Raw genomic sequence first — 25868 nt, 5'->3', positions numbered from 1 at the left:
GGCGTCGACAGAGAACGTGCCGTGTTGGCCAGGCGCGTTCGTCTGAACTTGGAACACGGCTTGACCAGCGTCCGGGTCCGTGACGTTGAGCTTGCCGTCAACAGACAGCGTCTTGTCTTCGATCACTTCGCCCTTGTCAGCGCCCGGAGCTCCCGGGGTGATGATCGCGCCGTCATCGGTACCGTTGATCGTGACCGTCACATTCTTAGTGACCACGCCGCCGTTGCCGTCATCGACCGTAACCGTAAACGTCTCGGTGATCGACTGACCGGTCTTCAGACCTTGGACATCCTTGTTGGCGTTGTCCAGGTTGTAGGTCCAGTTGCCCGACGAGTCGACCGAGAACGAACCGTACGTACCCTTGCCCTCGTTGTTAACGGACCAGGTGTGGGTATCGGTCGTATCAACGTCGGCGACATCCAGCTTGCCGGTGGCAACCAGCGTGCCGTCTTCGGTAACTGCACCATCAGCCTTGCCGGTCAGGACCGGGATGTCGTTGGTGCCGACGATGGTGACGACGACCTGACCCGTCGTGCCGTCAGCGGTCGTAACCGTGAAGGTCTCGGTCAGCGTCTTGCCAGCGCCCAGGCCTTGGACGGCCGGGTCGTTGTTGGTCAGGTTGTACGTCCATGCGCCGTTGGCGTCGACGGAGAACGTGCCGTGTTGGCCGGGCGCGTTCGTCTGAACTTGGAACACGGCTTGGCCGGCGTCCGGGTCGGTGACGTTGAGCTTGCCGTCAACAGACAGCGTCGTGTCTTCGACGACTTCGCCCTTGTCGCTTCCGGGCGTAGACGGAGTGATGATCGCGCCGTCATCGGTACCGTTGATCGTGACCGTCACATCCTTGGTGACCACACCGCCATTGCCGTCATCGACGGTGACGGTGAACGTCTCGGTGATCGACTGACCCGTCTTCAGACCTTGGACATCCTTGTTGGCGTTGTCCAGGTTGTACGTCCAGTTGCCGTTGCCATCAACGGAGAAGGAGCCATACGTACCCTTGCCCTCGTTGTTAACGGTCCAGGTGTGCGTATCGGTCGTGTCAACGTCAGCCACATCCAGCTTGCCGGAGACGACAAGGCTGCCGTCTTCCGTGACTGCACCGTCGGCCTTGCCCGTCAACACCGGAACATCATTGGTCCCGACGATCGTGACCACCACCTGGCCCGTCGTGCCGTCCGCCGTCGTGACCGTAATGGTTTCCGACAGCGTCTTGCCAGCGCCCAAGCCTTGGACGGCCGGATCGCTGTTATTCAGGTTGTACGTCCAGTTCCCGTTGGCATCGATCGAGAACGTGCCGTGCGTGGTGGTGGCGTTCGTCTGAACCTGGAACACCGCTTGACCCGCGTCCGGGTCGGTGACTTCCAACTTGCCGCCGACCGACAGCTTCTCGTCTTCGACGACCTGGCCCGCGTCAGCACCCGGTGCCCCCGGGGTAATGATCGCGCCGTCGTCCGTGCCGTTGATCGTGACGGTGACCACTTGCGTCGTCACGCCGCCGTTGCCGTCGTTGACCGTGACGGTGAACGTCTCGGTCAAGGTCTGGCCGGCGATCAGTGCCTGGACGGCGGGGTTGGCGTTGGCCAGGTTGTAGGTCCACGTGCCGTCGGCCGCAATCGTCAGCGCGCCGTATTGGCCGGCGCCATTGTCGTTGACGGACCACGTGTGCGTGTCGGACGTGTCGACGTCAGCCACGTTCAGCTTGCCGGTGGCGACCAGCGCCGTATCTTCGGTGACCGCGCCGGCGGCTTGGCCGCTGATCGTGGGGACGTCGTTGGTGCCCTGGATGGTGACGGTGACCGTGCCGGTCGTGCCGTCAGCCGTGGTGACCGTGAAGGTCTCGGTCAGGGTCTCGCCAACGGCCAGCGCTTGCACGCGGGTGTCGTTGTTGTTCAGGTTGTAGACCCACGCGCCGCTGGCGTCGATCGAGAACGTGCCGTGCTGGCCGGCCTGGCCGGATTGCACGACAAAGCGCGCTTCGCCGTCGTCCACGTCGGTGACGTTCAGCTTGCCGTTCGCGGTGAAGGTGGTGTCTTCCTTGACCGTGCCGGCATCGTCGCCGGCGTTGGCCGGGGTGATCTGGGCCGGGTCGTTCACGCCGACGATCGTCACTTCGACAGTGGCGGTGGACGTTGCGCCGCTGGGATCGGTAACCGTGTACGAAATCGTGCTGGTGGCGGTCTGGCCGGCGGGCAGGTTCTGGAAGCCCGTGCCGGGCGTGAAGACGTAGCTGCCGTCGGGCAGAACGGTAAAGGTGCCGCCGTTGGAGCCGTTGACGGTGACGCCGCCCGCGGTCATGGGCCGGCCGCTGACCGACACGATGGCCAGGGGATCGCCGTCGGGATCGCTGTCGTTGCTGAGCAGGTTGCCGCGCTGGACCGCGTTCTGGTCGCCCGTGCTGGCATCGTTCAGTGCGGACGGGGCGCTGTTGGTCGCTGCCGGGACAGCGGCATCGCCGTTGTTGTCGCCCGTGGCGCCGGCGGCGCCGGCGCGGGGCAGGGTGTCGTCACCGCGGCCGGGGTTGGCGTAGGCCAGGTCCAGCGGCGTGGTGGTTTCCAGGATGCGGGCCAGGCGCACGAAGCTGCTGCCGCCGGCATCGCCGCCGCCGGCCACGATGGCGGCGGTGGGGTCCAGTTCGTCAAACGGGTCGCGGCCGGCTTGCAACGCGGCCAGCAGGCGATCGGAATCCGTGCCGGTGGGCGGCGTCAGCGCGGCTTCGCTGGGGTCGGCCAAGGGGCCCGTGATGTCGCCGTTGACGGCGACTTCACGGCTTTCGCCGATCACGATCGGCATGCCGTTTTCAACCTGAAGGGAAACCGTGGCGCCCGAGGCCGTAACGATATCGCTGCCGGCGGGGACTTTGCTGCCTTGATGCAGTTCGGTCAGCGAGCCGTCGCTGTTGCGTATCCACGCGCGACCGGAGATTTCATTGACGACTGCGGGAGTAGTGTTGGCCATGTGGGTTCCGTTTCAGGGAGTTATCCAAGATGGCCAGATACTAAAGAGCGCCGCGTGGGCGCGATATTGTCCTTAAGGACAGTTTCAGGAAGTAATTTTGCTGCGTGTGTCGGCCGGCGCCGAAATGCCGTGCACCAGCAGGGCAAGTTGAAGGCGATCGGACACGCCCAGCTTTTCAAAGACGGCGGAAAGATGCGCCTTGACCGTGCGTTCGGTGATGCCCAGGGCCTCGGCGATCTGCGCGTTGGCCTGACCGCTGGCGGCGTAGCGCGCCACGGTGATCTCGCGCTCGGTCAGCAGGCCGTTGTCCCAGGAATGCGAATCCTGGGCGCGCTCGGTGACCAGCTTTAGCAAACGCGCCACCAAAGAGCGGCCCATCCATATCCCACCGGACAAGACCACTTCCAGCGCTTGCGACAGCGCGGCGGCGGGCGCGTAGCTGTGGCAATAGCCATGGGCGCCCGCGCCCAGCGCTTGCGTGCCTTGCTCGTCATTGGGGCTGGGGCTGGCGACCACCAGATGCAGGCCAGCCAGGGCAGGGCCCCAGCTGGGATCCTGCCACGATGGCAAGCGCGGCACGTCGGTATCCAGCACGGCCAGCGTGCGGCCTTGCTCTCGCCAGCGTTGCAGGTCGGCCAGGCCGCGCCCGCGGGCAGCCAGCCAGCGTGTGGAATCCAACGCGCGCCAGTGTTGCCAGAGCAGGTCGTCGTGCGTAATCAACAAGACGGGAACGGGTTTCATAAAGCCTTGCAGCTCTCCTTTAACGTTCGGTGAAGGCGTTTGCCTTGGCACGCAGAATCGGTTTGAGCAGGTACTGCAACACGGTGCGTTTACCCGTCAGGATATGAACCTCGGCCACCATCCCGGGGATGATGGGCAATAGTTTGTCGCCCACGGTGCTGCGGTCCGTGCGGACCCGCACCACGTAATAGGAATTGCCTTTTTCGTCGGTGACCGTGTCGGCGCCGATCTGTTCGACCTTGCCTTCCAGCCCGCCGTAGATGGCGAAGTCGTAGGCGGTGAACTTCACTTCCGCCTTCTGGTCGGCATGCAGGAAACCGATGTCGCGCGGCTGGATGCGCACTTCCAGCAGCAGCGTGTCGTCCTTGGGCACGATCTCGATAATGTCCTTGCCCGGCTGCACCACGCCGCCGACGGTGTTGTTGAACAGCGTCTTGATGGTGCCGGCCAGCGGCGCGCGCACTTCGGCCAGCTTCACGCGGTCGGCCAGGGCCAGCTTGCCCTGGCGCAGGGTCGACAGCTTGGTGTTGGTCTCGGACAGTTCGCTGCGGGCCTGGTTGCGAATATTGAGCTCGGACTCTTCCAGCTTGCTTTGCGCTTCCTTGATCGACGCCTGGAATCGGTCAATCTGCGCCTCGGCGCCTTTTTGCTCGCCGCAATACCGCGCCACGTCGCGTTGCAGGCGCAGCAGGTCCACTTCGGACACGGCGCCGCTCTTGAGCAACGGCCGGGTCACCTGCAATTCCCGCGAGGTCAGTGCGCAACTGGCCGAGGCTTGATCGCGCTTGGCGATGGTTTCGCGCAGGTCTTCCTGGCGTTGCTTGAGCTGTTCGCGCGCCACGTTGATGGTGGCGTTCAGCTCGGTGTTGCGCGCTTGCCAGGCGTTGCGTTCCATTTCAGCCAGGCCGGGCGCCTGCTTCAGCACTTCTTCCGGCGCCACGAAAGGTTCGCCGGTGGCCAAGGCCTGCAAGCGGGCGGACTTGGCCAGCAGCGACAGGTATTCCGCGTTGTTCTCGCCCAGGGAAGAGGCAAAGCGCGTGGAATCGATTTTCAGCAGGGTCTGGCCGGCCTGGACTTCCTGGCCCGGGCGGACCAGGATTTCCTCGACGATGCCGCCGTCCAGGCTTTGGATGATCTGCACTTGGCGCGACGGCACAACCTTGCCTTCGCCGCGAACCACTTCGTCGATGCTGCCGGTGGCCGCCCAGACGATCAGCAGGAAGGTCGCCAGCAGCGCCACCCACAGCAGCACGCGCGAGCTGCGGGCCTGCGACTCCTGGATCACCCATTCGGCATTGCCGACATAGTCCGAGCGCTTTTCCCGCTTGCCTTTTTCGGTGCCGTCCAGCAACCGGTCAAAGAAGAATACGAAGACGTTGCGCAATTTGCGCCACAGGGTGCCCAGCAGGCCGTGCCGGGTCTCTCCAGGATTTTTCAGCATGGCGCCCTTAACTCCCGCGTCCAACGCGTCCTTGACGCAGTGCTTCGACAACTTGCTCCTTGGGGCCGTCCGCAACGATGTGACCGTTATCGATCACGATCAGGCGGTCCACCAGGTCCAGCAGCGCGGTGCGGTGCGTGACCAGCAGGATCGTCTTGGTGGCGCTGGCCTCGCCCAGCCGCTTGCGTAACTGCGCTTCGCTCTGGTGATCCATGTTGCTGCTGGGTTCATCCAGCAGCAGGATCGGCGGGTCGTTGATCAGCGCGCGGGCGACGGCGACGGACTGGCGTTGGCCGCCCGACAGCGATTCGCCGCGTTCGCCGATCACCATGTCGAAGCCGTTGGGGTGCAGGTTGGCAAAGTCCGTCACGCCGGCCAGGTTGGCGGCGGCCAGGATGCTGGCGTCGTCGGCGTAGGGCGCGCCCATGGCCAGGTTGTGTTTCAGGCTGCCGTAGAACAGCGTGGGGTCTTGCGGCACATGGCCGATGGCGCGGCGCACGTCGGCCGGGTCGATCTGGCGCACGTCCACCCCGTCCAGCAGCACAGCGCCTTCGGTGGGCTGATACAGCGCCAGCGCCAGCTTCTCCAGCGTGGTCTTGCCCGAGCCGATGCGGCCGATGATGCCGACCTTTTCACCGGGCTTGAGCTTGAACGACACCTTCTTCAGTACCGGCTGCGTGCTGCCGGGGTAGGCGAAGGTGACGTCGCGAAATTCCAGGCCGCCATGAAACACGGGGCGGTGCAGGAATTCGGCTTCGGCCGGGCGTTCAATCGGCAGCTTCATATAGTTGTCGATGGAACCCAGCGAGGTGCGGGCGTTCTGGTATTGCATCAACAGCCCTGCAACCTGGCCCAGCGGCGCCAGGCAGCGGCTGGCGATCATGGACGCGGCGATGATGCCGCCCATGGACATGGCCGATTCCTGCGCCTGGTACACGCCGATGATGACCACGGAGATCGACACCATTTGCTGGATCGCTTGCACAAAGCCGACGGTGGACGACGAAATCAGCTTGAGCTTGCCGCCTGTCTGCGCGATGAATTCCGTGGCGCGTTCCCAGTTGCGTTGCACCGAGCCTTGCGCGTTCAGCGTCTTGACGGCTTCCAGGCCGGTCAGCGCTTCGACCAGTGTCGCGTTGCGCTGCGAACTGGCCTGGAAGCTGGCCATCGTCAGCGCTTCCATGCGTGCCTGGGCGGCCAGCGACACCAGCAAAATCAGCACGATGGCCACCAGCGGCGGCAGGATCATCCACGGCGATATCCAGGCCAGCGCGGCCAGGAACAGCAGGATGAAGGGCAGGTCGACCAGCGTGGTGATGGTGGCCGACGCGATGAAGTCACGGATGGATTCGAACGACCGCAGGTTGGCCGCGAACGATCCGACGGACACGGGGCGGCCTTCCAGCCGCAGGTCCAGCACGCGTTCCATGATCTGCGCGGACAGGCGCACGTCGACGCGCTTGCTTGCACTGTCCACCACATGAGAACGGGCCGTCGACAGCACCATGTTGAAAATCACCACCAGCGTGATGCCGATAGCCAGCACCCACAGCGTTTCAACGGCGTTGTTGGGCACCACGCGGTCATACACGTTCATGGTGAACAAGGGCATGGCCATGGCGAAGATATTGATCAGCAGCGCGGCGACCAGCGCATCGCGGTACAGGCGCCGGTTTTCCATGATGGCCGCCCAGAACCAATGGCGTTCGCGCACTTTGGCCACTTCGGGCGCGCGGGCGTCGAACCGGAATTGAGGACGCACGAAGCAGACCAGGCCGGTGTATTGCGCGGCCATGGCTTCGGGCGTCATCTCGACGGAACTGCCGCCAAGCTCGGGATGGCTGACCACATATTTGCCGTCTTCTTTTTTCAGCAGCAGGCAGGCGCGTTCGCCTTGCAACAGCAAGATGGCGGGCAGAAGGTCGGGGGAAATGCTGTCCAGCGTGCGCTTGACCACGCGCGCGGAAAGTTGGGCCCGCGCCGCGGCGCGCGGCAGCAGGGCAGGGGTCAGGCGGTGTTCTTCCAGGGGCAGGCCGGCGGACAGCGCCTGCGCCGTGGCGGTCACACCATGCAGGCGCGTAATTTCAACCAGGCAGTCCAGCAACGGGTCGTCATGCGCCGCTCGGGCGTCGGCGCGCCATTCACGCGCCGCCTTTTCAGATAACTTGTCCATCTTCGTCATCCAAGAGGTCTAGGTGTTCCGAGAGGCGCGCGCGTTGCTGCTTGCGCTGGGAAAGCTTTTGCTGTGCCTGGATAGGCAGGTCTGTCATGCGCAAGGTGCCATTGGCGATCAAGGCGTCGATCAGGTCTTCAAGAACGCGGACAAAGTCCGCGTCCAACTGCGAAAATTCGTTGCCCTGGGGCGTCATATGGCCTCCTTGCGCCCGCCGCCTTCAAGGCTTGGCGGTGGGTGCGTTCAGCGGCACGAGCGTGGGCGGCAGCGTGCCTTCGTTGTATTGAACGCGCACGGGAGCCAGGCGGGCAGAGTCGGGGACCGTCGAATTGCAAAGCTTGATCACTTCGTCGGTTACCTCCAGTTTGCCGTTTTCCTCGGGCATCTCGTTGCGCGCGGGTTGCAGCGACAGCGCGGGCAACAGCGCATGCGACAGCGCCAGCCAGCGGTACTGCGCAAGCTTGAGGTCATACAAGCCGTTGGTCAATGCGCGGCGCGACTCGAACAGTTCGTTTTCAGTGTCAAGCAAGTCCAGCAGCGAGCGCTGGCCAATCTGGAACTGTTGTCGATATGCGTCACGTACCTTGGTCGTGGCCACTTCGTGGTCGCGCAGGAACGGCAGCTTCTGGCTCAGGCTGGTGATGTTGTTCCAGGCCACGGCCAGGTCCTGCTGCACGTTGCGGCAGGTGTAGTCGCGGATGTCGCGCGCGGCGTACGACTGCGCGGCGGTTTGACGCACGCGGGCCGAATCCGCGCCGCCGCGGTACAGGTTGTAGCTCATCACAACTTGCACGCTGGAGCTTTGGATGTCGCGTGTTTCCGGCGTGGGGTCGTTCTGGTCACGGCCCGAGGACGCCACGAATTCAAACTTGGGCGAGAAAGCGCCCTTGGACGAGGCCACGCCGGCTTGCGCGGCTTGCAACCCGGCTTGCTTGGACAGGAAGCTGGGGTTGCGGCGCAGCGACTCGTTGAAGTCGCCCGGCTTGACGGGCAGCTTGGCGGCGATGTCGGGCGGCGGCTGCATGGCTTCGGGCGGGAAAGCGCCGGTCACGCGCTGAAAGCGCTGCTGCACGTCAAGCAGGTTGGCGGTTTCGGTCATCAGGTTGGTCTGGGCCAGCGACAGGCGGCCGCCTGCCTGTTCCAGGTCAACGCGGCGGCCCACGCCGGATTCGGTGCGTTCGCCGATCTGCTTCAGCGTTTCTTCGTGCAGCGAATAGTTCTGGCGGGCCAACAGTTCCATGTCGCGGTAGCGTTGCAGGTCGATATACGCCTGCACGGCGGCGAACGCGGTGCTGTCGCTGGTAGCCAATACGTCATAGAAGCGCGCCAGTTTGTCAAAGCCCGCCTGTTTGACGTCGTTGCTGGTGCGGAAGCCGTCAAAAATCAACTGGCGCAGCTCAACGTTGTAGCCCGGGCGGCTCCAGCGTTGCGATCCCACGTCCGGCACGTTGCTGCGATATTCGCGGCCTACATAGCCCTGCGCATTGATTTGCGGGAAGAAGGCGGCGCGTGCAACCGACTGACCTTCCAGCGACGCCTGGAAGTCGTGATACTTGGCCTGGATTTCCGGGTTGCTCAGCAGCGTCTGCTCAACAACCTGATTCAGCGTCACCGTGGATACGGTGGCGGCCGGCGCGCCTTGAGCGGCGGGCGGGGTGGGCTGGGCAAAAGCGGCGGGAACAAAAGCCAAGGCGAGAAGCGAAGTCGTGCGTTTGATCAAAAACGAAGCCATAGTGATTATTCGCGTGTCGGAGTGGGATTGAATGGCGGCCATATTGTATGTAAATGTCATATTTCCCTAGTCAAGATTTGTTAAGTCTTGCAGAAGGCAAAATGACTCGCCACAACGTTTCGTCGCGCAACATCACCTAATTTGACTGAATTTGCACGAACTTCACAGACCGTGAAAAGTGCCAACTTTATTAATACGGTTTATTTCGTATTATTTCGAAAGTGACGTGTCTGTAGTGAAACAGGATTATATCGGTTTGATAATTCTGTATCTGATTTCTCTTATCGAATTTGTAATTTGTGATTAATTTTCCACAGTGTTCTCGCACTGTTTGCCGCGCTGGAAGTGACGGATTCCGTAACCAACATGGTAGTGATGGTACTAGTATGTATGGTGTGGTTGTACTAGGTTCAGAGCCTGGGCATAATTCCCGCATGCCGCAGTGGCCGGCACGGAAGCGATTTGCTGATCAACCGTGCGAGGCTCAAGCCGGACTGTCTATTTGCAGAGCGCATCCATGGCCCAAACCCTTTACGACAAACTCTGGGACGCCCACATCGTCCACCAGGAATCAGACGGCACCTGTCTGCTCTATATCGATCGCCATCTGGTGCACGAAGTCACCAGCCCGCAGGCCTTCGAAGGTCTGGCGATTGCCGGCCGCAAGCCCTGGCGCACCGGTGCCAACCTGGCGGTGGCCGACCACAACGTGCCGACGCTGAACCGCGCACAGGGCATTGATGACCCGATCTCGCGGCTGCAAGTGGACACGCTGGACGCCAACTGCGAGAAATACGGCATTACCGAATTCCGCATGAACGACTTGCGCCAAGGCATCGTGCACGTGATTGGCCCCGAGCAGGGCGCCACGTTGCCGGGCATGACCGTGGTCTGTGGCGATTCGCACACCAGCACCCACGGCGCGCTGGGCGCACTGGCATTCGGTATCGGCACGTCCGAGGTCGAGCACGTGCTGGCCACGCAGACGCTGCTGATGAAGAAAGCCAAAAGCATGCTCATCAAGGTCGACGGCGACTTGCCTTTTGGCTGTACGGCCAAAGACGTGGTGCTGCACATCATCGGCATCATCGGCACGGCCGGTGGCACGGGCCACGCCATTGAATTCGCCGGCAGCACCATCCGCGCCCTGTCCGTGGAAGGCCGCATGACCGTGTGCAACATGGCGATTGAAGCCGGCGCGCGCTCGGGCATGGTGGCGGTCGACGACAAGACCGTTGAATATTTCCGTGGCCGCCCCTTCGCGCCCACGGGCGTGGTGTGGGACCAGGCGGTCAAGTACTGGCGCACGCTGCACACCGACGAAGGCGCCAAGTTCGACACGGTGGTGGAAGTGAACGCGCGCGACATCAAGCCGCAGGTCACCTGGGGCACGTCGCCCGAAATGGTGTTGCCGGTGGATTCCCGCGTGCCGGACCCCGACCGCGAAAAAGACGATGTGCGCCGCAGCGGCATGGAACGCGCGTTGCAATACATGGGCTTAAAGCCCAACACGCCGTTGACCGACATCCGCGTGGACCGTGTGTTCATTGGCTCGTGCACGAACTCACGCATCGAAGACCTGCGCGCGGCTGCCGCCGTGGCGCGCGGCAAGCGCGTGGCTTCCAATGTGCGTCAAGCCATGGTTGTGCCGGGCTCTGGCCTGGTCAAGCAACAAGCCGAACGCGAAGGGCTGGACAAGATTTTCATCGAAGCCGGTTTCGAATGGCGCGAACCGGGCTGTTCGATGTGCCTGGCCATGAACGCCGATCGCCTTGAACCGGGTGAACGTTGCGCGTCGACGTCGAACCGTAATTTCGAAGGCCGGCAAGGTCAGGGTGGCCGCACGCATCTGGTCAGTCCCGCGATGGCCGCCGCCGCCGCCGTGGCCGGCCACTTCGTCGACGTCCGCACGTTCCGTTAAGCGATCACGCACCGAGTACCGACATCATGCAAGCATTTACCACTCACGAAGGCCTGGTGGCTCCGCTCGACCGTGAAAACGTCGACACGGACCTCATCATTCCCAAGCAGTTCCTCAAGTCGATCCAGCGCACCGGTTTCGGCCCCAACCTGTTCGACGAGCTTCGCTACCTGGATCACGGCGAGCCCGGCATGGACAACAGCAAGCGTCCTCTGAACCCGGATTTCGTGCTGAACCAGCCCCGCTACCAAGGCGCCTCGATTCTGTTGGCGCGCAAGAACTTCGGCTGCGGCTCCAGTCGCGAGCACGCGCCCTGGGCGCTGACGCAGTACGGCTTTCGCGCGATCATCGCGCCGTCGTATGCCGACATCTTTTTCAACAACAGCTTCAAGAACGGCTTGCTGCCGATCGTGCTGTCTGAATTGGAAGTGGCCCGCCTGTTCGACGAAGTCAAGGCGTTCCCGAATTACAAGCTGCAAATCGACCTGGACCGCCAGGTCGTGATCGCCGCGGACGGCCGCGCGATGGGCTTCGATATCGAACCGTTCCGCAAATACTGCCTGCTGAACGGCTTTGACGATATCGGCCTGACGCTGCGCCATTCCGACAAGATCCGCGCCTTTGAGGCCGAACGCCTGGCCCGCCACCCCTGGCTGGAAAGCCGTCCCATCGCCTGAACCCATTCTGATCACAGGATCGCTTTCAAATGACCCACAACATTGCAGTCTTGCCGGGTGACGGCATCGGACCGGAAATCGTCGAACAGGCCGTACGCGTGCTTCAAGCGCTGGACGTGCCGTTCGACATCAAGCAGGCGCCCGTTGGTGGCGCCGCGTTCGACCAGTTCGAACACCCGCTGCCCCCGGCCACGCTCAAGCTGGCCAAGGAATCCGACGCCGTGCTGTTCGGCGCCGTTGGCGACTGGAAGTACGACAGCCTGCCGCGCGAGTTCCGTCCGGAACAAGCCATTCTGGGCCTGCGCAAGGCGCTGGGCCTGTTCGCCAACCTGCGTCCGGCCATCCTGTACCCTGAGCTGGCCAGCGCATCGTCGCTCAAGCCCGAGATCGTGTCCGGCCTGGACATCCTGATCATTCGTGAACTGACGGGCGACATCTATTTCGGCACGCCGCGCGGCGTCCGTTCGTCGCCCGACGGCTCGTTTGCGGGCGAGCGCGAAGGTTACGACACCATGCGCTACGCGGAATCCGAAGTGCGCCGCATCGCGCGCATCGGCTTCGAGTCGGCGCAAAAGCGCAACAAGAAGCTGTGCAGCGTGGACAAGGCCAACGTGCTTGAAACCTCGCAGTTCTGGCGCGATATCGTCATTGAAGTGGCGCGCGAATATCCGGACGTAGAGTTGTCGCACATGTACGTCGACAATGCCGCGATGCAGCTGGTGCGCAACCCGCGCCAGTTCGACGTGATCGTTACGGGCAACCTGTTCGGCGACATCCTGTCGGACGAAGCGGCGATGCTGACGGGTTCGATCGGCATGTTGCCATCGGCCTCTTTGAACGCTGGCGGCCAGGGCCTGTACGAACCCAGCCACGGTTCGGCCCCGGACATCGCGGGCAAGGGTATCGCCAACCCGTTGGCAACCATCTTGTCCGCCGCCATGTTGCTGCGCTATTCGCTGAACCTTGCACCGCAAGCCGACCGCATCGAAGCCGCCGTGCGCCGCGTGCTGGCCGACGGCCTGCGTACCGCCGACATCTTTGAAGCGGGCACTACGAAGGTCACCACGGCCGCCATGGGCGACGCCGTGCTCAAAGCCTTGGCCTGATCGCCGGGCAAGGGGCGCGCCCTTGCGGCGCCGCCCCATCTTGGAAGGGGCCGCTGCAGGTAGCGGCCCTTTTTTCGCCCGTGTTGTGACGGCGCCGCGAAAGCCATTGGGCGGTCTTCCGGCCCCAATTTTTTCTAGCTGCGCCGCAACATACGCGCGTGCATTCTGATAAATTGTTGAATTGCACGACTTTTTCTACCCGGACCTTGTCTCCACCTTTATAGAGCGATTGAAATGAATCAAGCAGTAGGCCTTGTCGGCTGGCGCGGAATGGTCGGCTCGGTGCTCATGCAACGCATGCGCGACGAGAACGACTTCGCACTGATCGAACCGGTGTTCTTTTCCACCAGCAATGCTGGCGGCGCCGCGCCCACGTGGGCCGAAGGCGCGGGCCCGTTGCAAAATGCCTACGACATTGATGCTCTGAAAAAACTGCCGATTATTCTGACGGCTCAAGGCGGCGACTACACGTCCGAGGTTTATCCCAAGCTGCGCGGCGCGGGCTGGAACGGCATCTGGATTGATGCGGCCAGCACCTTGCGCATGGCAGAAGACGCCATCATCGTCCTGGACCCGGTCAACCGCCCGGTCATCGACGCGGCGCTCAAGCGCGGCGTGCGCAACTTCATCGGCGGCAACTGCACGGTCAGCTGCATGTTGATGGGCCTGGCAGGCCTGTTCAACAACGACCTGGTGGAATGGATGACGTCCATGACCTACCAGGCGGCGTCCGGCGGCGGCGCGCAGCACATGCGCGAACTGCTGACCCAGTTCGGCGAGATCAACCAGGCCGTCAAGCCCTTGCTGGACGATCCGGCGTCGGCCATTCTGGCTATCGATCGTGGCGTGCTGGCCAAGCAGAAAGATGCGTCGCTGCCGCACGAACACTTTGGAGTTCCGCTGGGCGGCAACCTGATTCCCTGGATCGACAAGGATCTGGGCGACGGCATGTCCAAGGAAGAATGGAAGGCCGAAGTCGAGACCAACAAGATCCTGGGCCGCGGCGCCGCCTTCGGCACGCCCGCCACCCCGATCGACGGCCTGTGCGTGCGCATCGGCGCCATGCGCTGCCATAGCCAGGCCCTGACCATCAAGCTCAAGCGCGATGTGCCGCTGGACGAGATCGAAGCGCTGATCGCGCAAGGCACGCAATGGGCCAAGGTGGTTCCCAACACCAAGGAAGCGACGGTTTCGGCGCTGACCCCGGTTGCCGTGACCGGCACGCTGGACATCCCGGTTGGCCGCCTGCGCAAGCTGTCGATGGGCTCGCAATACCTGGGCGCCTTCACGGTGGGCGACCAACTGCTGTGGGGCGCTGCCGAACCGCTGCGCCGCATGCTGCGCATCGCGCTGGCCGAAGCCTGACGCGCAGGTGTGGACGGTCGATAAAAGTGGTTTGATCGGCCGTGTAGACAATCAAGGGCACCTTCGGGTGCCCTTGACGTTTGGACAATCGTAAAAGGGAAGCGGCGGATGTGCCCGAGAGCCAACGCCGAAGCGCCTTTCAGGTTTGTGAAACCGGCATCATCCATTACACTTTTCCCGTGAATTGAGGCCTGTTTCGCTAATATGTCGCGCGACCCGGCCAGCCCGTAATTCGACTACAAGAACGGAATTCCAGCTTATGACCCAGCGTTCGCGCCATGTGAAGCATGCCCGCCGTTTGAAAACCCTTCAATGGGCGATCGCGTTGGCGATTGGGTCGAGCATGTGCAGTTCGGCGCTGGCCATGCGGGTCGGGCATTCCCGCGTGGTGTCGGCACCGGGCGCGCCGTTGCAGGCGGTGGTTGGTTTGCAGGAATTGACGCCCGATGAGGTGTCGTCGTTGAAGGTGTCGGTGGCGGATGAAGCCGCCTGGCAGCGCGCCGGCCTGAAGCCGCCGGTGCCGTTGGCCAGCATGGTGGTCCGCATTGAAGACGGCATCGACGCCACGCGCAAGAACCTGCGCGTGCGCGGCACGCAGCCGCCGGCCAGCGGCGCGGTCGACCTGCTCTTGGACATCACTTCAAGTTCCGGCCAGCGCCAGGTGCAGGTCAGCGTATTGGTGCCCCCGCGCGGCACCGGCGCGGACGTGACGCCGGCCTCGGTGGGCGGCACGGCGCGCGCGGGGGGCAGTACCGCGACGGTCAATGTGAAGCAGGGCGACAATCTCTTTGCCATTGCGCAGCGCAACGCGGTGCCCAACGCCTCGGTGTATCAGATGCTGGTGGCGTTGTGGCGCGCGAATCCAGACGCCTTTATTCAGAACAACATGAACCTGGTGCGCGCCGGGCAAAAGCTGAAGATTCCGGATGCGGCCACGGTTCGTGCGATTGATCCGGCCGAAGCGCGCCGCATCTTTAACGAACATGCCGAAGCGTTTGCCAAGTACCGCGCCAGGGTCGGCGCGGCGGCAGGCGCCAATCCGTCGGTGGTGAAGGGGCAGGACGCGGCATCCGGCTCCGTGGCGCAACCTGGTGATACGGGCGTGGCAACGCCCGCTCCAACCCAGGACCGTGTGCGCTTGTCGACCGGGCTGGCGGCAGGAGGCGCGGTCGCGCAGGCGGATGCGCAAGCCGACGCGAAGACATCGAACGAGCGCGCACTGAAAGACGTTGAAGGCCGCGTGAATCAGCTGCAAAGCAATGTGGACGAGTTGAACAAGGCCGTGGCGCAGCAGGGCGGTTCGGGAACCTCGGGCGCGGGTGGTTCCGGTGCGGCTGGCGGTGCGGGAGCCTCAGGAAGCGCAGGGGGCACGGGCGCGACGGGCGCTTCCGGTGCGACGGGCGGTTCCGGTGCAGCCGGTACTCCCGGCGCAACTGGTGCTCCGGGCACGGCGGGCGCTCCCGGCGCAGCGGGCAGTTCCGGCGCGGCCGGTACCCCAGGTGTAACGGGCGCTTCTGGTGCGGCCGGTACCACGGGTGCAGCGGGCGCGTCCGGCGCGGCTGGTACCCCAGGTGCAGCGGGCGCTTCCGGCGCGGCCGGTTCCCCGGGGGCAGCGGGCGCTTCCGGCGCGGCCGGTTCCCCGGGTGCAGCGGGCGCTTCTGGCGCGGCCGGTACTCCGGGTGCAGCGGGCGCTTCTGGCGCGGCTGGTACCCCAGGTGCAGCGGGCGCTTCTGGCGCAGCTGGTACCCCAGGTACGGCGGGCAGTTCTGGCGCAGCCGGTACTCCCGGCGCCGCAGGTACTCCCGGCGCAGCGGGCACCCCAGGCGGTGCGGGTTCGACGAATAATACCGGCGCGCCCGGTGCGGCAGGGGTGACCGGTACGCCCGGTAGCCCGGCCGCGTCCGGCGTTGCAGGCGCCACGGCGCCCGCGGGCGCGGCGGGTCCGGCCAGCACACCGGGCGGGGCCGGTAGCGCCGCAGTTCCAGGGGCAGCGGGCGCAACCGGCGCCACCGGCTCTCCAGGTGCCACCGGATCACCCGGCGCCACCGGATCACCCGGCGCGCCGGGTGTCGCCGGCGCTCCCGGTGCATCCTCCTCGGACAGCGCCCGTACGGGCACGCCGCCCGACAACGCCAAAGACCTCTCCAGCAGCATGCCCAGCTGGCTGGCGGACAATCTTCTCGTCATCGTTACCGCCTTGTTGGCGTTGATCGCCTTCGCGATCGCCTGGCTGCTGCGTCGCGCCGGCGCGCGTCGCGACGACGATGACGAGGATACCTACGCCTTTAACGAGCCGGTGCTGGACACGGCAGCGCTGAACCGCAAGCTCGATACGATCAATCTCGACCTGGACGAACCGCCCACGGACGAACCGCGCCGAGTCAGCGGTCCACGGGTTTGAACGATGTCTAGAGTTGCATTGGGGCTGGCGTATGACGGCTCCGCTTGGCAGGGTTGGCAGACGCAGCCGCACCGGCAAACGGTGCAGGACACACTGGAGTCTGCCTTGGCAAAATTCTCCGGCGTGCAGGGCGTGGTGCCCACGATATGCGCGGGCCGCACCGATACCGGGGTGCACGGCGCGATGCAGGTGGTACACCTGGACACCGAGTTGGACCGGCGCATGGAGTCCTGGGTACGCGGTGTGAATGCGTTTCTGCCGTCCAGCGTGTCGGTGCAATGGGCGCAACAAGTGTCCGACGAATTTCATGCGCGTTTTTCCGCGCGCGCCCGCACCTATGTGTACCTGCTGTGGCGCGGCCGGGTGCGGCCGGCGCTGTGGGCCGGGCGGGCCGGTTGGTGCTTTCAACCGCTGGATGTGCAAGCCATGCGTGCCGCCGCGCAGGCCCTGGTCGGCGAACACGATTTTTCAAGCTTCCGTTCTTCGCAATGTCAGGCCAAGCATCCGGTGCGCCAGATGCACCGGCTGGAAATCGCGGAACGCGGGCCGTTCCTGGTTTTCACCTTGAAGGCGAACGCATTTTTGCATCACATGGTTCGCAACATCATGGGCGCGCTGCTGCAAGTGGGGCAGGGCAGGGAATCGGTGGACTGGATGGCGCAACTGCTGTCCTGGCGTGACCGTACGCGCGGAGCGCCCACCTTCGCGCCCGACGGCCTGTACTTGGCGGCTATTGATTACCCCGCCGAGTTCGGCTTGGAAGAGCTGGATGGCGGCTCGACGTTGTTGTCGCCGTTTACGCAGTCCTATTAGGAATTACCAGGAAGCCGCCGTCGCCATCGCGCCTTCCATGCGCTTAAAGGAACCATTGCCATGCAACGCCGCGCGTTTTTGAAACAAGCCGCCCTCGGCGCGGCAGGCAGCGCCGCGTTGGCCGCGCCGGCCATCGCACAACAGGCGACGGCCATCGGACAACAGGAGCCAGTCCTCGCACAACAGACACCGGCCGTCGCACAGCAGACGCCGGCCGTCGCACAACATACAGCGCCCGTCACACAACAGACATCGCCCAGCACAGAGCAGGCGCCAACGGTCGCATGGCGGCTTGCGTCCAGCTTTCCAAGCGAATCGCCCACCTTGTTCGCGGGCGCGGAAGATGTTGCGCGGTATGTGTCCGAAGTGACCGACGGTCGTTTCACGATCCAGATTTTCCCGGCAGGCGATCTGGTCCAGCCTGGCCAAGTGCTTGAAGCCGTGCAGCATCGTGTCGTGGACTGCGGGCACACCGCATCGACGCGCTACTTCGATACAGACCCTGCGCTGAGTTTTGACGCCGGCGTTCCGTTCGGGCTGAACACCCGGCAGATGAACGCCTGGATGCTTCAGGGCGAAGGCTTGGCGCTGACGCGTGTGCTGTTCGACAAGTACAACATCGTGAACTTCCCTTGTGGCTACACCGGTGCGCAGATGGGCGGGTGGTTCCGGGGCGAGGTCAAGACCGTGGACGACTTGCGCGGCTTGAAGATCAAGGCCAGCGGATTTGCCCGGCACGTGCTGGCGCGGTTGGGCGCCACGCCTGTCGATGTGCCGGTGGCCGACACGTACGCCGCATTGGAGCAGGGCGTCGTGGACGCGGTGGCCTGGGTTGGCCCTTACGACGATGAAAGCCTTGCGCTGTATAAGGTGGCGCGCAATTATTACTTCCCGGGTTGGTGGGCCGGCACCTTGCAGTTGTCGCTGTACGTGAACCAGGACGCCTACGACGAACTGCCCAAGCCGTATCAGTCGGCCCTGGCGTTGGCGTGCCGCATGGCAACCGCCAACATGATTGCGAAGTACGACGCTGGCAATCCGGACGCGTTGCGTCGTCTGGTCTCGCGCGGCGCGCAGCTCAAGGCGTTTCCCAAACCGGTGCTGCAAGCCTGCTATGACGCCTCGTTGGCGGCTTATAAAGAGCTGGGCGCCAAGGATCCGATGTTCAAAAAGCTCTACGACAGCATGGTCGCTTTCCGAGATAAGGAGGTGCCCTGGTTCCGCGTCGCCGAGGGCGGCTTTGACTCGATGATCGCCACACTGGGCCAGCCGGCCGGCTGATCGCCGCCCAGACCTTGCGCGATATACTGATACACCGATTTTTCATCGGGCCACTGATCGTTAATGCCATGCGTACACGCATCAAAATCTGCGGATTGACCCGCGAACAGGACATTGAAGCCGCCGTTTCGGCCGGCGTCGATGCCATCGGCTTTGTCTTCTACCCCAAGAGCAAGCGTTGCCTGACACCGACGCGCGCGGCGCAATTGCGCCGCGCGGTGCCCGCATTTGTGGACGTCGTTGCGCTGTTCGTGAACCCGGCGCCTTCCGACGTGCAGGCCGTGCTGGACGAAGTGCATCCTGAACTGCTGCAATTTCACGGTGACGAATCCCCGCAGGATTGCGCCCGCTACGGCCAACGCTTCCTGCGCGCATTCCGCGCGGGGGCACCGGGTTTGGAAACCGCTGAAAACCTGGCGTCGTACTGCCGTGCATTCGGCGAAGCGGCGGGGTGGTTGTTCGACAGCTACAGCTCGGGATACGGTGGCAGCGGCCACGGCTTTGACTACGCGTTGCTGGACGACGTGCGCGCTGATCCCGTGTCGCGTCCCCTGATTTTGTCGGGTGGTTTGAACGGCGACAACATCGGCCAGGCGATCGAGCAAGTCAGGCCCTGGGCCGTCGATGTGAGCAGCGGCGTTGAGCTTGAGCAAGGAATAAAAAGTTCTGATAGAATCTCGTTCTTCGTTGATGCGGCACACGCCGCAGACGCGAAAATGAAGGGAAAAAAGTAGTGCTGTAGTTGCGTTGGTGTGCAGTTGCTGGCCAGTAAAAATTGGCGGTAGCTGCCGGTAGCCGAAGCGATTTGGAAGCGGTCATAAAGCGGTTTTGAAGCATGACATGCTTAATAAATCGAACTGAACGAATCGGTTACTGAAAGCCATTCAAATTGGTATTCAGTTGGGCAAGCGGAAGCAAATTGCCAAGGCAATAGCCGCAACCAAAGCACGCAATGAATACTGCAAAAAATCATTAAAGACGATTTGCACGGTTCAAAAAAGCACTATATAATTCTTCTTCTTTGCAGGCGGTTAGCTCAGTTGGTTAGAGCGCCACGTTGACATCGTGGAGGTCGTTGGTTCGAACCCAATACCGCCTACCAGATTCCTGCAAGTGCTGAAAAGCACGGCAAAAGCCGATACGAAAAGCCGCTAAGTCACTGACTTAGCGGCTTTTTTCATTTCAGCTTTCTACGCCGCCTCACCCCGCGCGGATTCGTCGTGTTGATTTTTCCGTACCCCGCGAATATTCAGCGCCGCCAAGCCCAGCTGAAGCGCAATCAACGCATACGCGCCGTCGTGCAATCCCCACGCAATCCACAACGCATTGCTTAATAGAAATACCCAAAATCCCCATTTGCGTTTGGCTTTGCCTTGCGATGCCACCAGCCATGCGGCGGCCAGCGATGTCACCATCGCGGGCCATTGAAGAAAATTCCATAGCGCGTCCATGATGTAAGCCGGGTCCGTTGCGGCGTGAGCGATCAGCCCAGTTTCTTGACGACGCGGGCCAGTTTGGCGATGCCGCCGGTGCCGCTTGCGGCGCGTCCCATCAACGCCGTGCCGGCCGCGGTCAGCATGGCGCGTTTGAATGGCGTGCGGCCTTTCATGCCGGCCACGATCAATAGCGCGCCCAGGCCAAATACGATCAGGTGCTCGCCGGGGAAGTCGGGGCGTCGGTCGTCTATGTCTTTCAGTTGCCGCGTCAGCGATGGGTCATCGCGACCCACGGGTTCCATTTCCACTACGTCATCGGTTTGCATCGCAGTTCCCCCAAAAAAAAGAAGCCGCTTCTCTTCAGCAAGTGACATGCCACGCGCTGCCCCCAGGGAAGCGAACACCGTTTCGCGAAGGTAGGGCTTATCTGATAAGGTCCGGCGTATCTTCCGCCTGCTTACACCATGCACACATTCACCAAAGCACTCCTGCTGGCTCCCTGCGTTTGGCTTGCCGCTTGCGCCATCAAACCGCCGGCGGCAACGCAAGCGCAGCCGCGCGTTGACGAATTGCCGATGTATGGGGGCATGGACCGGTCTGCCGCAGCCGAGTTGCAGGCCAGCGACAAGAAGCTGGCCGAGGACGCCGTCCGGGCATTTGGTTCAGCCGCCAAGGCGTCGCAGGCCTGGGTGTCGCAGGGATACCGGTTTTACCAGGCGGACCAATTGGGCATGGCGATGCGGCGGTTCAATCAGGCTTGGCTGTTGAACCCGGACAACCCCGAGGCCTATACCGGCTTTGCCGCGGTGCTGCACGACCAGGGCAAGTTTTGCCAGGCGATGAGCATGATGGATCTGGCGATCAGCCATGATCCCCCTACCTTTCAGGGCATTTACGCCGACGCGGGCCGCATTGCCGCCCGCTGCGCAGCGGAAGATAAGACGCTGCCGCCAGAGGCGCGAGTGGCGGCTACCGCGCGGTCCGACGAGTGGTATCGCAAAGGCGAAGCCGTCGAGCCCGACAAGGGGTATCTGTATTCGTCCTGGGCCACGGCGTACTACTGGCGCGGGCAATACGATCAGGCGTGGGCAATGGTGGTCAAGGCGCGCGCTGCGGGCGGATCGCCCAGCCCGAAATTCATGGAAATGCTACGCGCCCAAATGCCGGAGCCTCGCGGTTAGCCCCGCGGCTGCCTGAGTGATCGGCGCAGCTTCGGCGGCAATGCGGCAATTGCGATATTCTGCTGACCATCATGATCAAAGCTCTATGGTTGGCGTTGGGCTGCGTGATGCTGGCATTGGGCGTCATCGGCGCATTTTTGCCGGTCATGCCGACGACGATTTTCCTGATATTGGCGGTGGGCTGCTTTTCGCGGTCGTCCCCGCGCCTGGAAAAATGGCTGTTGGACAGTCCGACTTACGGACCGCCGCTACGCATCTGGCGCGACCAGAAGGCGGTGTCGCGTAAAGGCAAGACGTACGCCTGCCTGGGAATGGCCGTGGGATACGCTTTGTTTTGGTGGAGCGCGCACCCTTCCTGGCCGTTGGCCGTAGGTGTAGGCCTGTTCTTCGTTGCCAGCGCTGCCTATGTATTGAGCCGGCCGGCGCCCAAGGTGTCCGATGCCGGTGGCCGGCCGTTGCAACGATAGCGCTGGATGGCGCGTATCGTTGCGCCGGCCCTTGCCGGGCCGTGCTGCTTATCGCCTGACCGTTCAGTGCGAATGCCGGGGATCGCCCCGCGTCTCGATCACTTTCAGATAAAGCGTTGCCGGTTCCAGGCAGCCCCCGGTCGACAATTGACCCACCATTTGCCGATAGATTTCCTGCCACGGCGTTTGCGAAGCCGGCGGCTGATACGGCGGTTCCTGCTTGCGCCGTTCCATCTCGGCGTCGTCCACCAGCGCGGTCACGCTACGCTGGTTCAGGTCTACGCGGATCTTGTCGCCCGTGCGCAGCAGCGCCAGGCCACCGCCCACGGCGGCTTCGGGCGACATATTCAAAATCGACGGGCTGGCCGACGTGCCGCTCTGCCGGCCATCGCCCAGGCAGGGCAGTGAATCGATACCGCGCTTGAGCAGGTGCGACGGCGGCGCCATGTTGACCACTTCGGCGCTGCCGGGGTATCCCACGGTGCCCGCGCCGCGTATCACCAGAATGCAATGTTCGTCGATGTTCAGCGACGGGTCTTCGATGCGGGCGTGATAGTCCTCCGGGCCTTCAAACACAATGGCGCGTGCCTCGAAGGCATTTTCCGAACCGGGTTCCGCTAGATACGTGCGGCGAAATGCCTCGCCCACCACCGACATCTTGATGATGGCGCTGTCGAAGAAGTTGCCCGACAGCACGATGAATCCGGCGCGATGCTTGAGCGGCGCCTCGCAGGTGCGGATGACATCGGGGTCCCGCGTCTTGGACGCCGCGGCGATGTCGCCGATGCTGCGGCCCGATACGGTGGGGCAATCGGCGTGCAGGCGGCCGGCCGCCAGCAATTCGTGCATGACGGCGGGCACGCCGCCCGCACGGTGAAAGCCTTCGCCCAGGTGTTCGCCGGCCGGCACGCAGTTCACCAGCAGGGGCACGTCTTCGCCCAGCCGTTGCCAATCGTCCAGACTGAGGTCGATGCCGGCGTGGCGCGCCATGGCGATCAGGTGGGGCGGGCAGTTGCTGGATGCGCCCAGTGCCGAGGCCACGACGATGGCGTTCTCAAAGGCCTCGCGCGTCAGGATGTGCGACGGGCGCAAGTCTTCCCGCACCATGTCGCAGATGCGCATGCCGGTGGCGTAGGCCATCTGCGCGCGCTCGCGGTAGGGGGCGGGAATGCTGGCACACGTGGGCAAGGACATGCCCAGCGCTTCGGCCAGCGAGTTCATCGACAGCGCCGTGCCCATGGTGTTGCAGTGCCCGACCGATGGCGATGACGCTGTCGCCAGCGTCATGAAACCCTCGTAGTCCAGCTTGCCCGCCGCCATCAAATTGCGTGCATGCCAGATGACCGTGCCGGAACCCACCCGCTGGCCGTCGTGCCAGCCGTCCAGCATCGGTCCGCCCGACAGCACGATGGCGGGCAGGTCGACGGTGGCGGCGGCCATCAGGCAGGCGGGCGTGGTCTTGTCGCAACCGGTGGTCAGGACCACGCCGTCCAGCGGATAGCCATGCAGGATCTCGACCAGGCCCAGATAAGCCAGGTTGCGATCCAGCGCGGCGGTGGGCCGCCGGCCCTGTTCGGCCAGCGGATGCACCGGGAACTCCATGGGGATGCCGCCCGCGTCGCGGATACCCGCCTTGATGCGCTCGGCCAGCGCCAGGTGATGCCGGTTGCAGGGCGCCAGGTCGCTGCCGGTCTGGGCGATGCCGATGATCGGCCGCCCGGATTGCAGTTCCTGCCGCGTCAGGCCGTAGTTAAGGTAGCGTTCGACGTAAATGGCCGTCATGTCGGCGTGCGCGGGATCGTCGAACCATTTCTGGCTGCGCAATTTGCGGGGTATCTGTGACATATGGAGCTCGCTTGCTTCGCGTGGGCGATCAGTAAAAAGGCGTCAGTTGCGCGCCTTCTGGATCTCATCATTCAACTGCTTGATGAGGTCGGGGCCCAGTTCCTGCGTGTATTTGTCGACCACCGGCTGGACCTTCTGGCGCATGCGCGCGACTTCCTCGGGGCTGACGGTGTTGATCTTCATGCCGGCCTTTTCAAGGGTGGTCATGGCCTTGGTGGAATCCGCGCGGCTGTCCTTGCGTTCAAACTCGCGCGATGCCTCGGCCGCCTGGCGCACCAGTTTCTGTTCGTCGGGCGACAACGTGTCCCACCACTTCTTGGACGCCAGCACGACCCACGGCGTATAGACGTGGCGCGTGATGGTCAGGAAAGGCTGCACTTCGTAGAACTTGCTGCTTTGAATGGTCGTGATGGGGTTTTCCTGCCCGTCCACCGTGCGCGTTTCCAGGGCGGTGAACAGCTCCGAGAACGGCATGGGAACGGCATTGGCACCCAGCGTATTGAAAACGCCCAGCGCGATCTGGTTCTGCATCACGCGCAGCTTGATGCCTTCCAGGTCTTCCGCGCGCGCGATCGGGCGCTTGGAGTTGGTCATGTTGCGAAAGCCGTTTTCCCAATAGACCAGGCCGACCAGCCCCTTGGCTTCCAGCTTCTTCAACAGGTCCTGGCCCAGTTGCCCGTCCAGCACCGCATCGGCTTCCTTTTCGCTGTTGAACAGGAACGGCAGGTCGAACACGCCGAATTCCTTGACCATCCCGGCCAACGGCGCGGTGGACCCGACCATCATTTCCTGGGCGCCGCCCGCCAGCGCGCCTTGCATCTGTTCGTCGGAACCCAGGTTGGCCGAGCCGAAGGTCTTCATCTTCAACTTGCCGCCGCTGACTTTTTCAAGCTCTTGCGCCAGGAAGCGCGCGGCGCGGCCCTGGACGCTTTCTTCGTTCAGGCCGTAGCCGAAACGGATCAGGCGCGGCTTGACGTCGGCCGCGGCGGCCACGCCGGCAACGGCGCAGGACAGCGCGGTGGCCAGCACGAGTAAACGGGTTTTGAATCGATAGGTCATGGTGCTCCTCCTTGGGGTTTTTTTGCCGCTAGTGCATCCAGCGTGCGGGTACGGTGATCAGCTCGGGGAAGATCACCAGCAGGACCAGCAGGCCCGTGTAGGCCACGACGTAGCGCCACACGCCCCTGCAGATGGTTTCCATATTGATGCGGGCCACGCCGCACACCACGTTCAGCACGGTGCCCACGGGCGGGGTCAACAAGCCCACGCAGCCCACCATCACGAACATGACGCCGAAGTAGACGGGGTCGATGCCGGCTTTGGTTACCACGGGCATCAGCACCGGCGCCAGGATCAGGATGGTGGGCGTCAGGTCCATGACCGTTCCCACCAATGTCAGCAGCACCAGCAGGGCGAACATCAGCAGCTTGGGCTGGTCCATGACCGGTTCGAGCAGCGCAATCAGGTCTTGCGGCATGTCCGCCAGCGTGATCATGTAGGACGACACCATCGCGGCGGCCACCAGGAACATGACGACGGCGGTGGTGCGCGCGGCGTTCACGAACAACGGCAGCAGGTCGCGCAGCCCGATCTCGCGGTAGACGAACAGACTGACGCCCAGCGCGTACACGGCGGCCACCACGGCGGCTTCCGTCGGCGTGAACACCCCGCCGCGCAGCCCGCCGATGATGATGACGGGCAGCATCAGCGCCCATATCGATTCGCGCAGGGCCTTCAGGCGGTTGCGCCACGGTTCACGCGGCGACGGCTTGATGCTGCCGTGCTTGCGCGCCACCCAGGTCCATACCGCCACCAGCGTCAAGCCCATCATCAGCCCGGGGGCGATGCCCGCGAAGAACAGCTTGGTGATCGATACGTTGGTAGCCACCCCGAAGATGATGAACGAGATGGACGGCGGGATGATGGGGGCGACAATGCCGCCCGCCGCGATCAGCCCGGACGCCTGCCCGGCGTCGTACCCCTTTTCACGCAGCATGGGGATCAGCAAGGAGCCCAGCGCGGCGGCGTCGGCCACCGCCGAGCCGGACAAGGCGGCCAGCAGCACGCTGGCAAAAATGGCCACGTAGCCCAGGCCGCCCTGGACGTGCCCGACAAACATGCTGGCCAGGCGCACGATACGTCGGGATATGCCGCCGGCATTCATGAGTTCGCCCGCAAGCATGAACAGCGGGACGGCCATCAGCGTGAAGCTGTTGGCGCCCGTCAGCATGTTCTGCGCGAGGATTTGGGTATCGAAGAAGTCCAGCTGGAACATCATGGCCAGCGCGCTGAGCAGCAGCGCGAAGGCAATCGGCATGCCCAGGGCGATC

General features: G+C 63.5%; 21 protein-coding genes and 1 tRNA gene. 11 read left to right on the top strand and 11 right to left on the bottom strand.

The features are described from left to right. The 6 genes from YH64_RS27985 to YH64_RS27960 all read right to left on the bottom strand — a co-directional run. A partial coding sequence (locus YH64_RS27985) for a retention module-containing protein (RefSeq protein ID WP_143215579.1) occupies positions 1 to 2958 on the bottom strand: 2958 nt, incomplete at its 3' end. A gap of 84 nt (positions 2959 to 3042) precedes the next feature. Further along, entirely contained in the window at positions 3043 to 3699 is a 657-nt protein-coding gene (locus YH64_RS27980) for a response regulator transcription factor (protein WP_046807560.1), read from the bottom strand. Positions 3700 to 3718: 19 nt separating this feature from the next. Further along, positions 3719 to 5140, bottom strand: coding sequence for an HlyD family type I secretion periplasmic adaptor subunit (locus tag YH64_RS27975; protein WP_046807559.1), 1422 nt, complete (start codon positions 5138 to 5140; stop codon positions 3719 to 3721). Positions 5141 to 5147: 7 nt separating this feature from the next. Then, positions 5148 to 7313: a type I secretion system permease/ATPase gene (locus YH64_RS27970; protein WP_046807558.1), complete on the bottom strand. Its 2166-nt coding sequence runs from the start codon at positions 7311 to 7313 to the stop codon at positions 5148 to 5150. Further along, positions 7297 to 7509 carry a hypothetical protein gene (locus tag YH64_RS27965; protein WP_006218695.1) on the bottom strand — a complete coding sequence of 71 codons (213 nt, stop codon included), beginning with the start codon at positions 7507 to 7509 and terminating at the stop codon, positions 7297 to 7299. Before YH64_RS27965 ends, YH64_RS27970 begins: the two co-directional genes overlap by 17 nt. A 24-nt stretch (positions 7510 to 7533) precedes the next feature. Beyond that, positions 7534 to 9045, bottom strand: a complete 1512-nt coding sequence (locus tag YH64_RS27960; RefSeq protein ID WP_046807557.1) for a TolC family outer membrane protein — start codon at positions 9043 to 9045, stop codon at positions 7534 to 7536. A gap of 517 nt (positions 9046 to 9562) precedes the next feature. Here YH64_RS27960 and leuC point away from each other — a divergent pair. The 9 genes from leuC to YH64_RS27915 all read left to right on the top strand — a co-directional run bounded on the left by leuC (position 9563) and on the right by YH64_RS27915 (position 19711). Continuing rightward, the gene (leuC, locus tag YH64_RS27955; RefSeq protein ID WP_046807556.1) at positions 9563 to 10966 is read left to right on the top strand and encodes a 3-isopropylmalate dehydratase large subunit; all 1404 of its coding nucleotides are present in this window, start codon (positions 9563 to 9565) and stop codon (positions 10964 to 10966) included. A gap of 26 nt (positions 10967 to 10992) precedes the next feature. Continuing rightward, a complete protein-coding gene (gene leuD / locus YH64_RS27950) occupies positions 10993 to 11643 on the top strand; it encodes a 3-isopropylmalate dehydratase small subunit (RefSeq protein ID WP_006218698.1) in 651 nt (216 codons plus the stop codon). Positions 11644 to 11672: 29 nt separating this feature from the next. Further along, complete coding sequence (gene leuB / locus YH64_RS27945; RefSeq protein ID WP_046807555.1) at positions 11673 to 12749, top strand: 3-isopropylmalate dehydrogenase; 1077 nt, start codon at positions 11673 to 11675, stop codon at positions 12747 to 12749. A 234-nt stretch (positions 12750 to 12983) separates the two neighbouring features. Continuing rightward, entirely contained in the window at positions 12984 to 14114 is a 1131-nt protein-coding gene (asd, locus tag YH64_RS27940; protein WP_046807554.1) for an aspartate-semialdehyde dehydrogenase, read from the top strand. 259 nt (positions 14115 to 14373) lie between these two features. Further along, complete coding sequence (locus tag YH64_RS27935; RefSeq protein WP_255444802.1) at positions 14374 to 16515, top strand: FimV family protein; 2142 nt, start codon at positions 14374 to 14376, stop codon at positions 16513 to 16515. 3 nt (positions 16516 to 16518) lie between these two features. Further along, positions 16519 to 17328 carry a tRNA pseudouridine(38-40) synthase TruA gene (truA, locus tag YH64_RS27930; protein ID WP_046807552.1) on the top strand — a complete coding sequence of 270 codons (810 nt, stop codon included), beginning with the start codon at positions 16519 to 16521 and terminating at the stop codon, positions 17326 to 17328. Between the two features lie 60 nt (positions 17329 to 17388). Next, positions 17389 to 18609 carry a TRAP transporter substrate-binding protein gene (locus tag YH64_RS27925; protein ID WP_046807551.1) on the top strand — a complete coding sequence of 407 codons (1221 nt, stop codon included), beginning with the start codon at positions 17389 to 17391 and terminating at the stop codon, positions 18607 to 18609. Between the two features lie 68 nt (positions 18610 to 18677). After that, a complete protein-coding gene (locus tag YH64_RS27920) occupies positions 18678 to 19343 on the top strand; it encodes a phosphoribosylanthranilate isomerase (protein WP_046807550.1) in 666 nt (221 codons plus the stop codon). 291 nt (positions 19344 to 19634) lie between these two features. Beyond that, positions 19635 to 19711 (top strand) — tRNA-Val (locus YH64_RS27915). Positions 19712 to 19799: 88 nt separating this feature from the next. Here YH64_RS27915 and YH64_RS27910 read toward each other — a convergent pair. Beyond that, the gene (locus YH64_RS27910; RefSeq protein ID WP_046807549.1) at positions 19800 to 20060 is read right to left on the bottom strand and encodes a hypothetical protein; all 261 of its coding nucleotides are present in this window, start codon (positions 20058 to 20060) and stop codon (positions 19800 to 19802) included. 32 nt (positions 20061 to 20092) lie between these two features. Beyond that, a complete protein-coding gene (locus YH64_RS27905) occupies positions 20093 to 20371 on the bottom strand; it encodes a hypothetical protein (RefSeq protein WP_052946133.1) in 279 nt (92 codons plus the stop codon). A 261-nt stretch (positions 20372 to 20632) separates the two neighbouring features. Between YH64_RS27905 and YH64_RS27900 the strand changes: the two genes are divergently transcribed. Both YH64_RS27900 and YH64_RS27895 read left to right on the top strand, forming a co-directional pair. After that, positions 20633 to 21226: a tetratricopeptide repeat protein gene (locus YH64_RS27900; RefSeq protein WP_223264994.1), complete on the top strand. Its 594-nt coding sequence runs from the start codon at positions 20633 to 20635 to the stop codon at positions 21224 to 21226. Positions 21227 to 21297: 71 nt separating this feature from the next. Next, positions 21298 to 21693, top strand: a complete 396-nt coding sequence (locus tag YH64_RS27895) for a YbaN family protein (RefSeq protein ID WP_205571607.1) — start codon at positions 21298 to 21300, stop codon at positions 21691 to 21693. A 63-nt stretch (positions 21694 to 21756) separates the two neighbouring features. Here YH64_RS27895 and YH64_RS27890 read toward each other — a convergent pair whose 3' ends face one another. Genes YH64_RS27890 through YH64_RS27880 form a run of 3 tightly spaced genes read right to left on the bottom strand, consistent with a single transcriptional unit; the run spans position 21757 to position 25867 of the window. Then, positions 21757 to 23538 (bottom strand): IlvD/Edd family dehydratase, encoded by a 1782-nt coding sequence (locus tag YH64_RS27890; RefSeq protein ID WP_046807547.1) that lies wholly within the window; start codon positions 23536 to 23538, stop codon positions 21757 to 21759. Between the two features lie 42 nt (positions 23539 to 23580). Then, complete coding sequence (locus tag YH64_RS27885) at positions 23581 to 24597, bottom strand: TRAP transporter substrate-binding protein (protein ID WP_046807546.1); 1017 nt, start codon at positions 24595 to 24597, stop codon at positions 23581 to 23583. A gap of 28 nt (positions 24598 to 24625) precedes the next feature. Then, positions 24626 to 25867 (bottom strand): TRAP transporter large permease, encoded by a 1242-nt coding sequence (locus YH64_RS27880; protein ID WP_255444798.1) that lies wholly within the window; start codon positions 25865 to 25867, stop codon positions 24626 to 24628. Position 25868: the final 1 nt, after the last annotated feature.

This window comes from Achromobacter sp. LC458, assembly GCF_001005835.2.
Lineage (GTDB): Bacteria > Pseudomonadota > Gammaproteobacteria > Burkholderiales > Burkholderiaceae_B > Achromobacter > Achromobacter spanius_B.
This window is presented reverse-complemented; position numbering and strand designations above follow the sequence as displayed.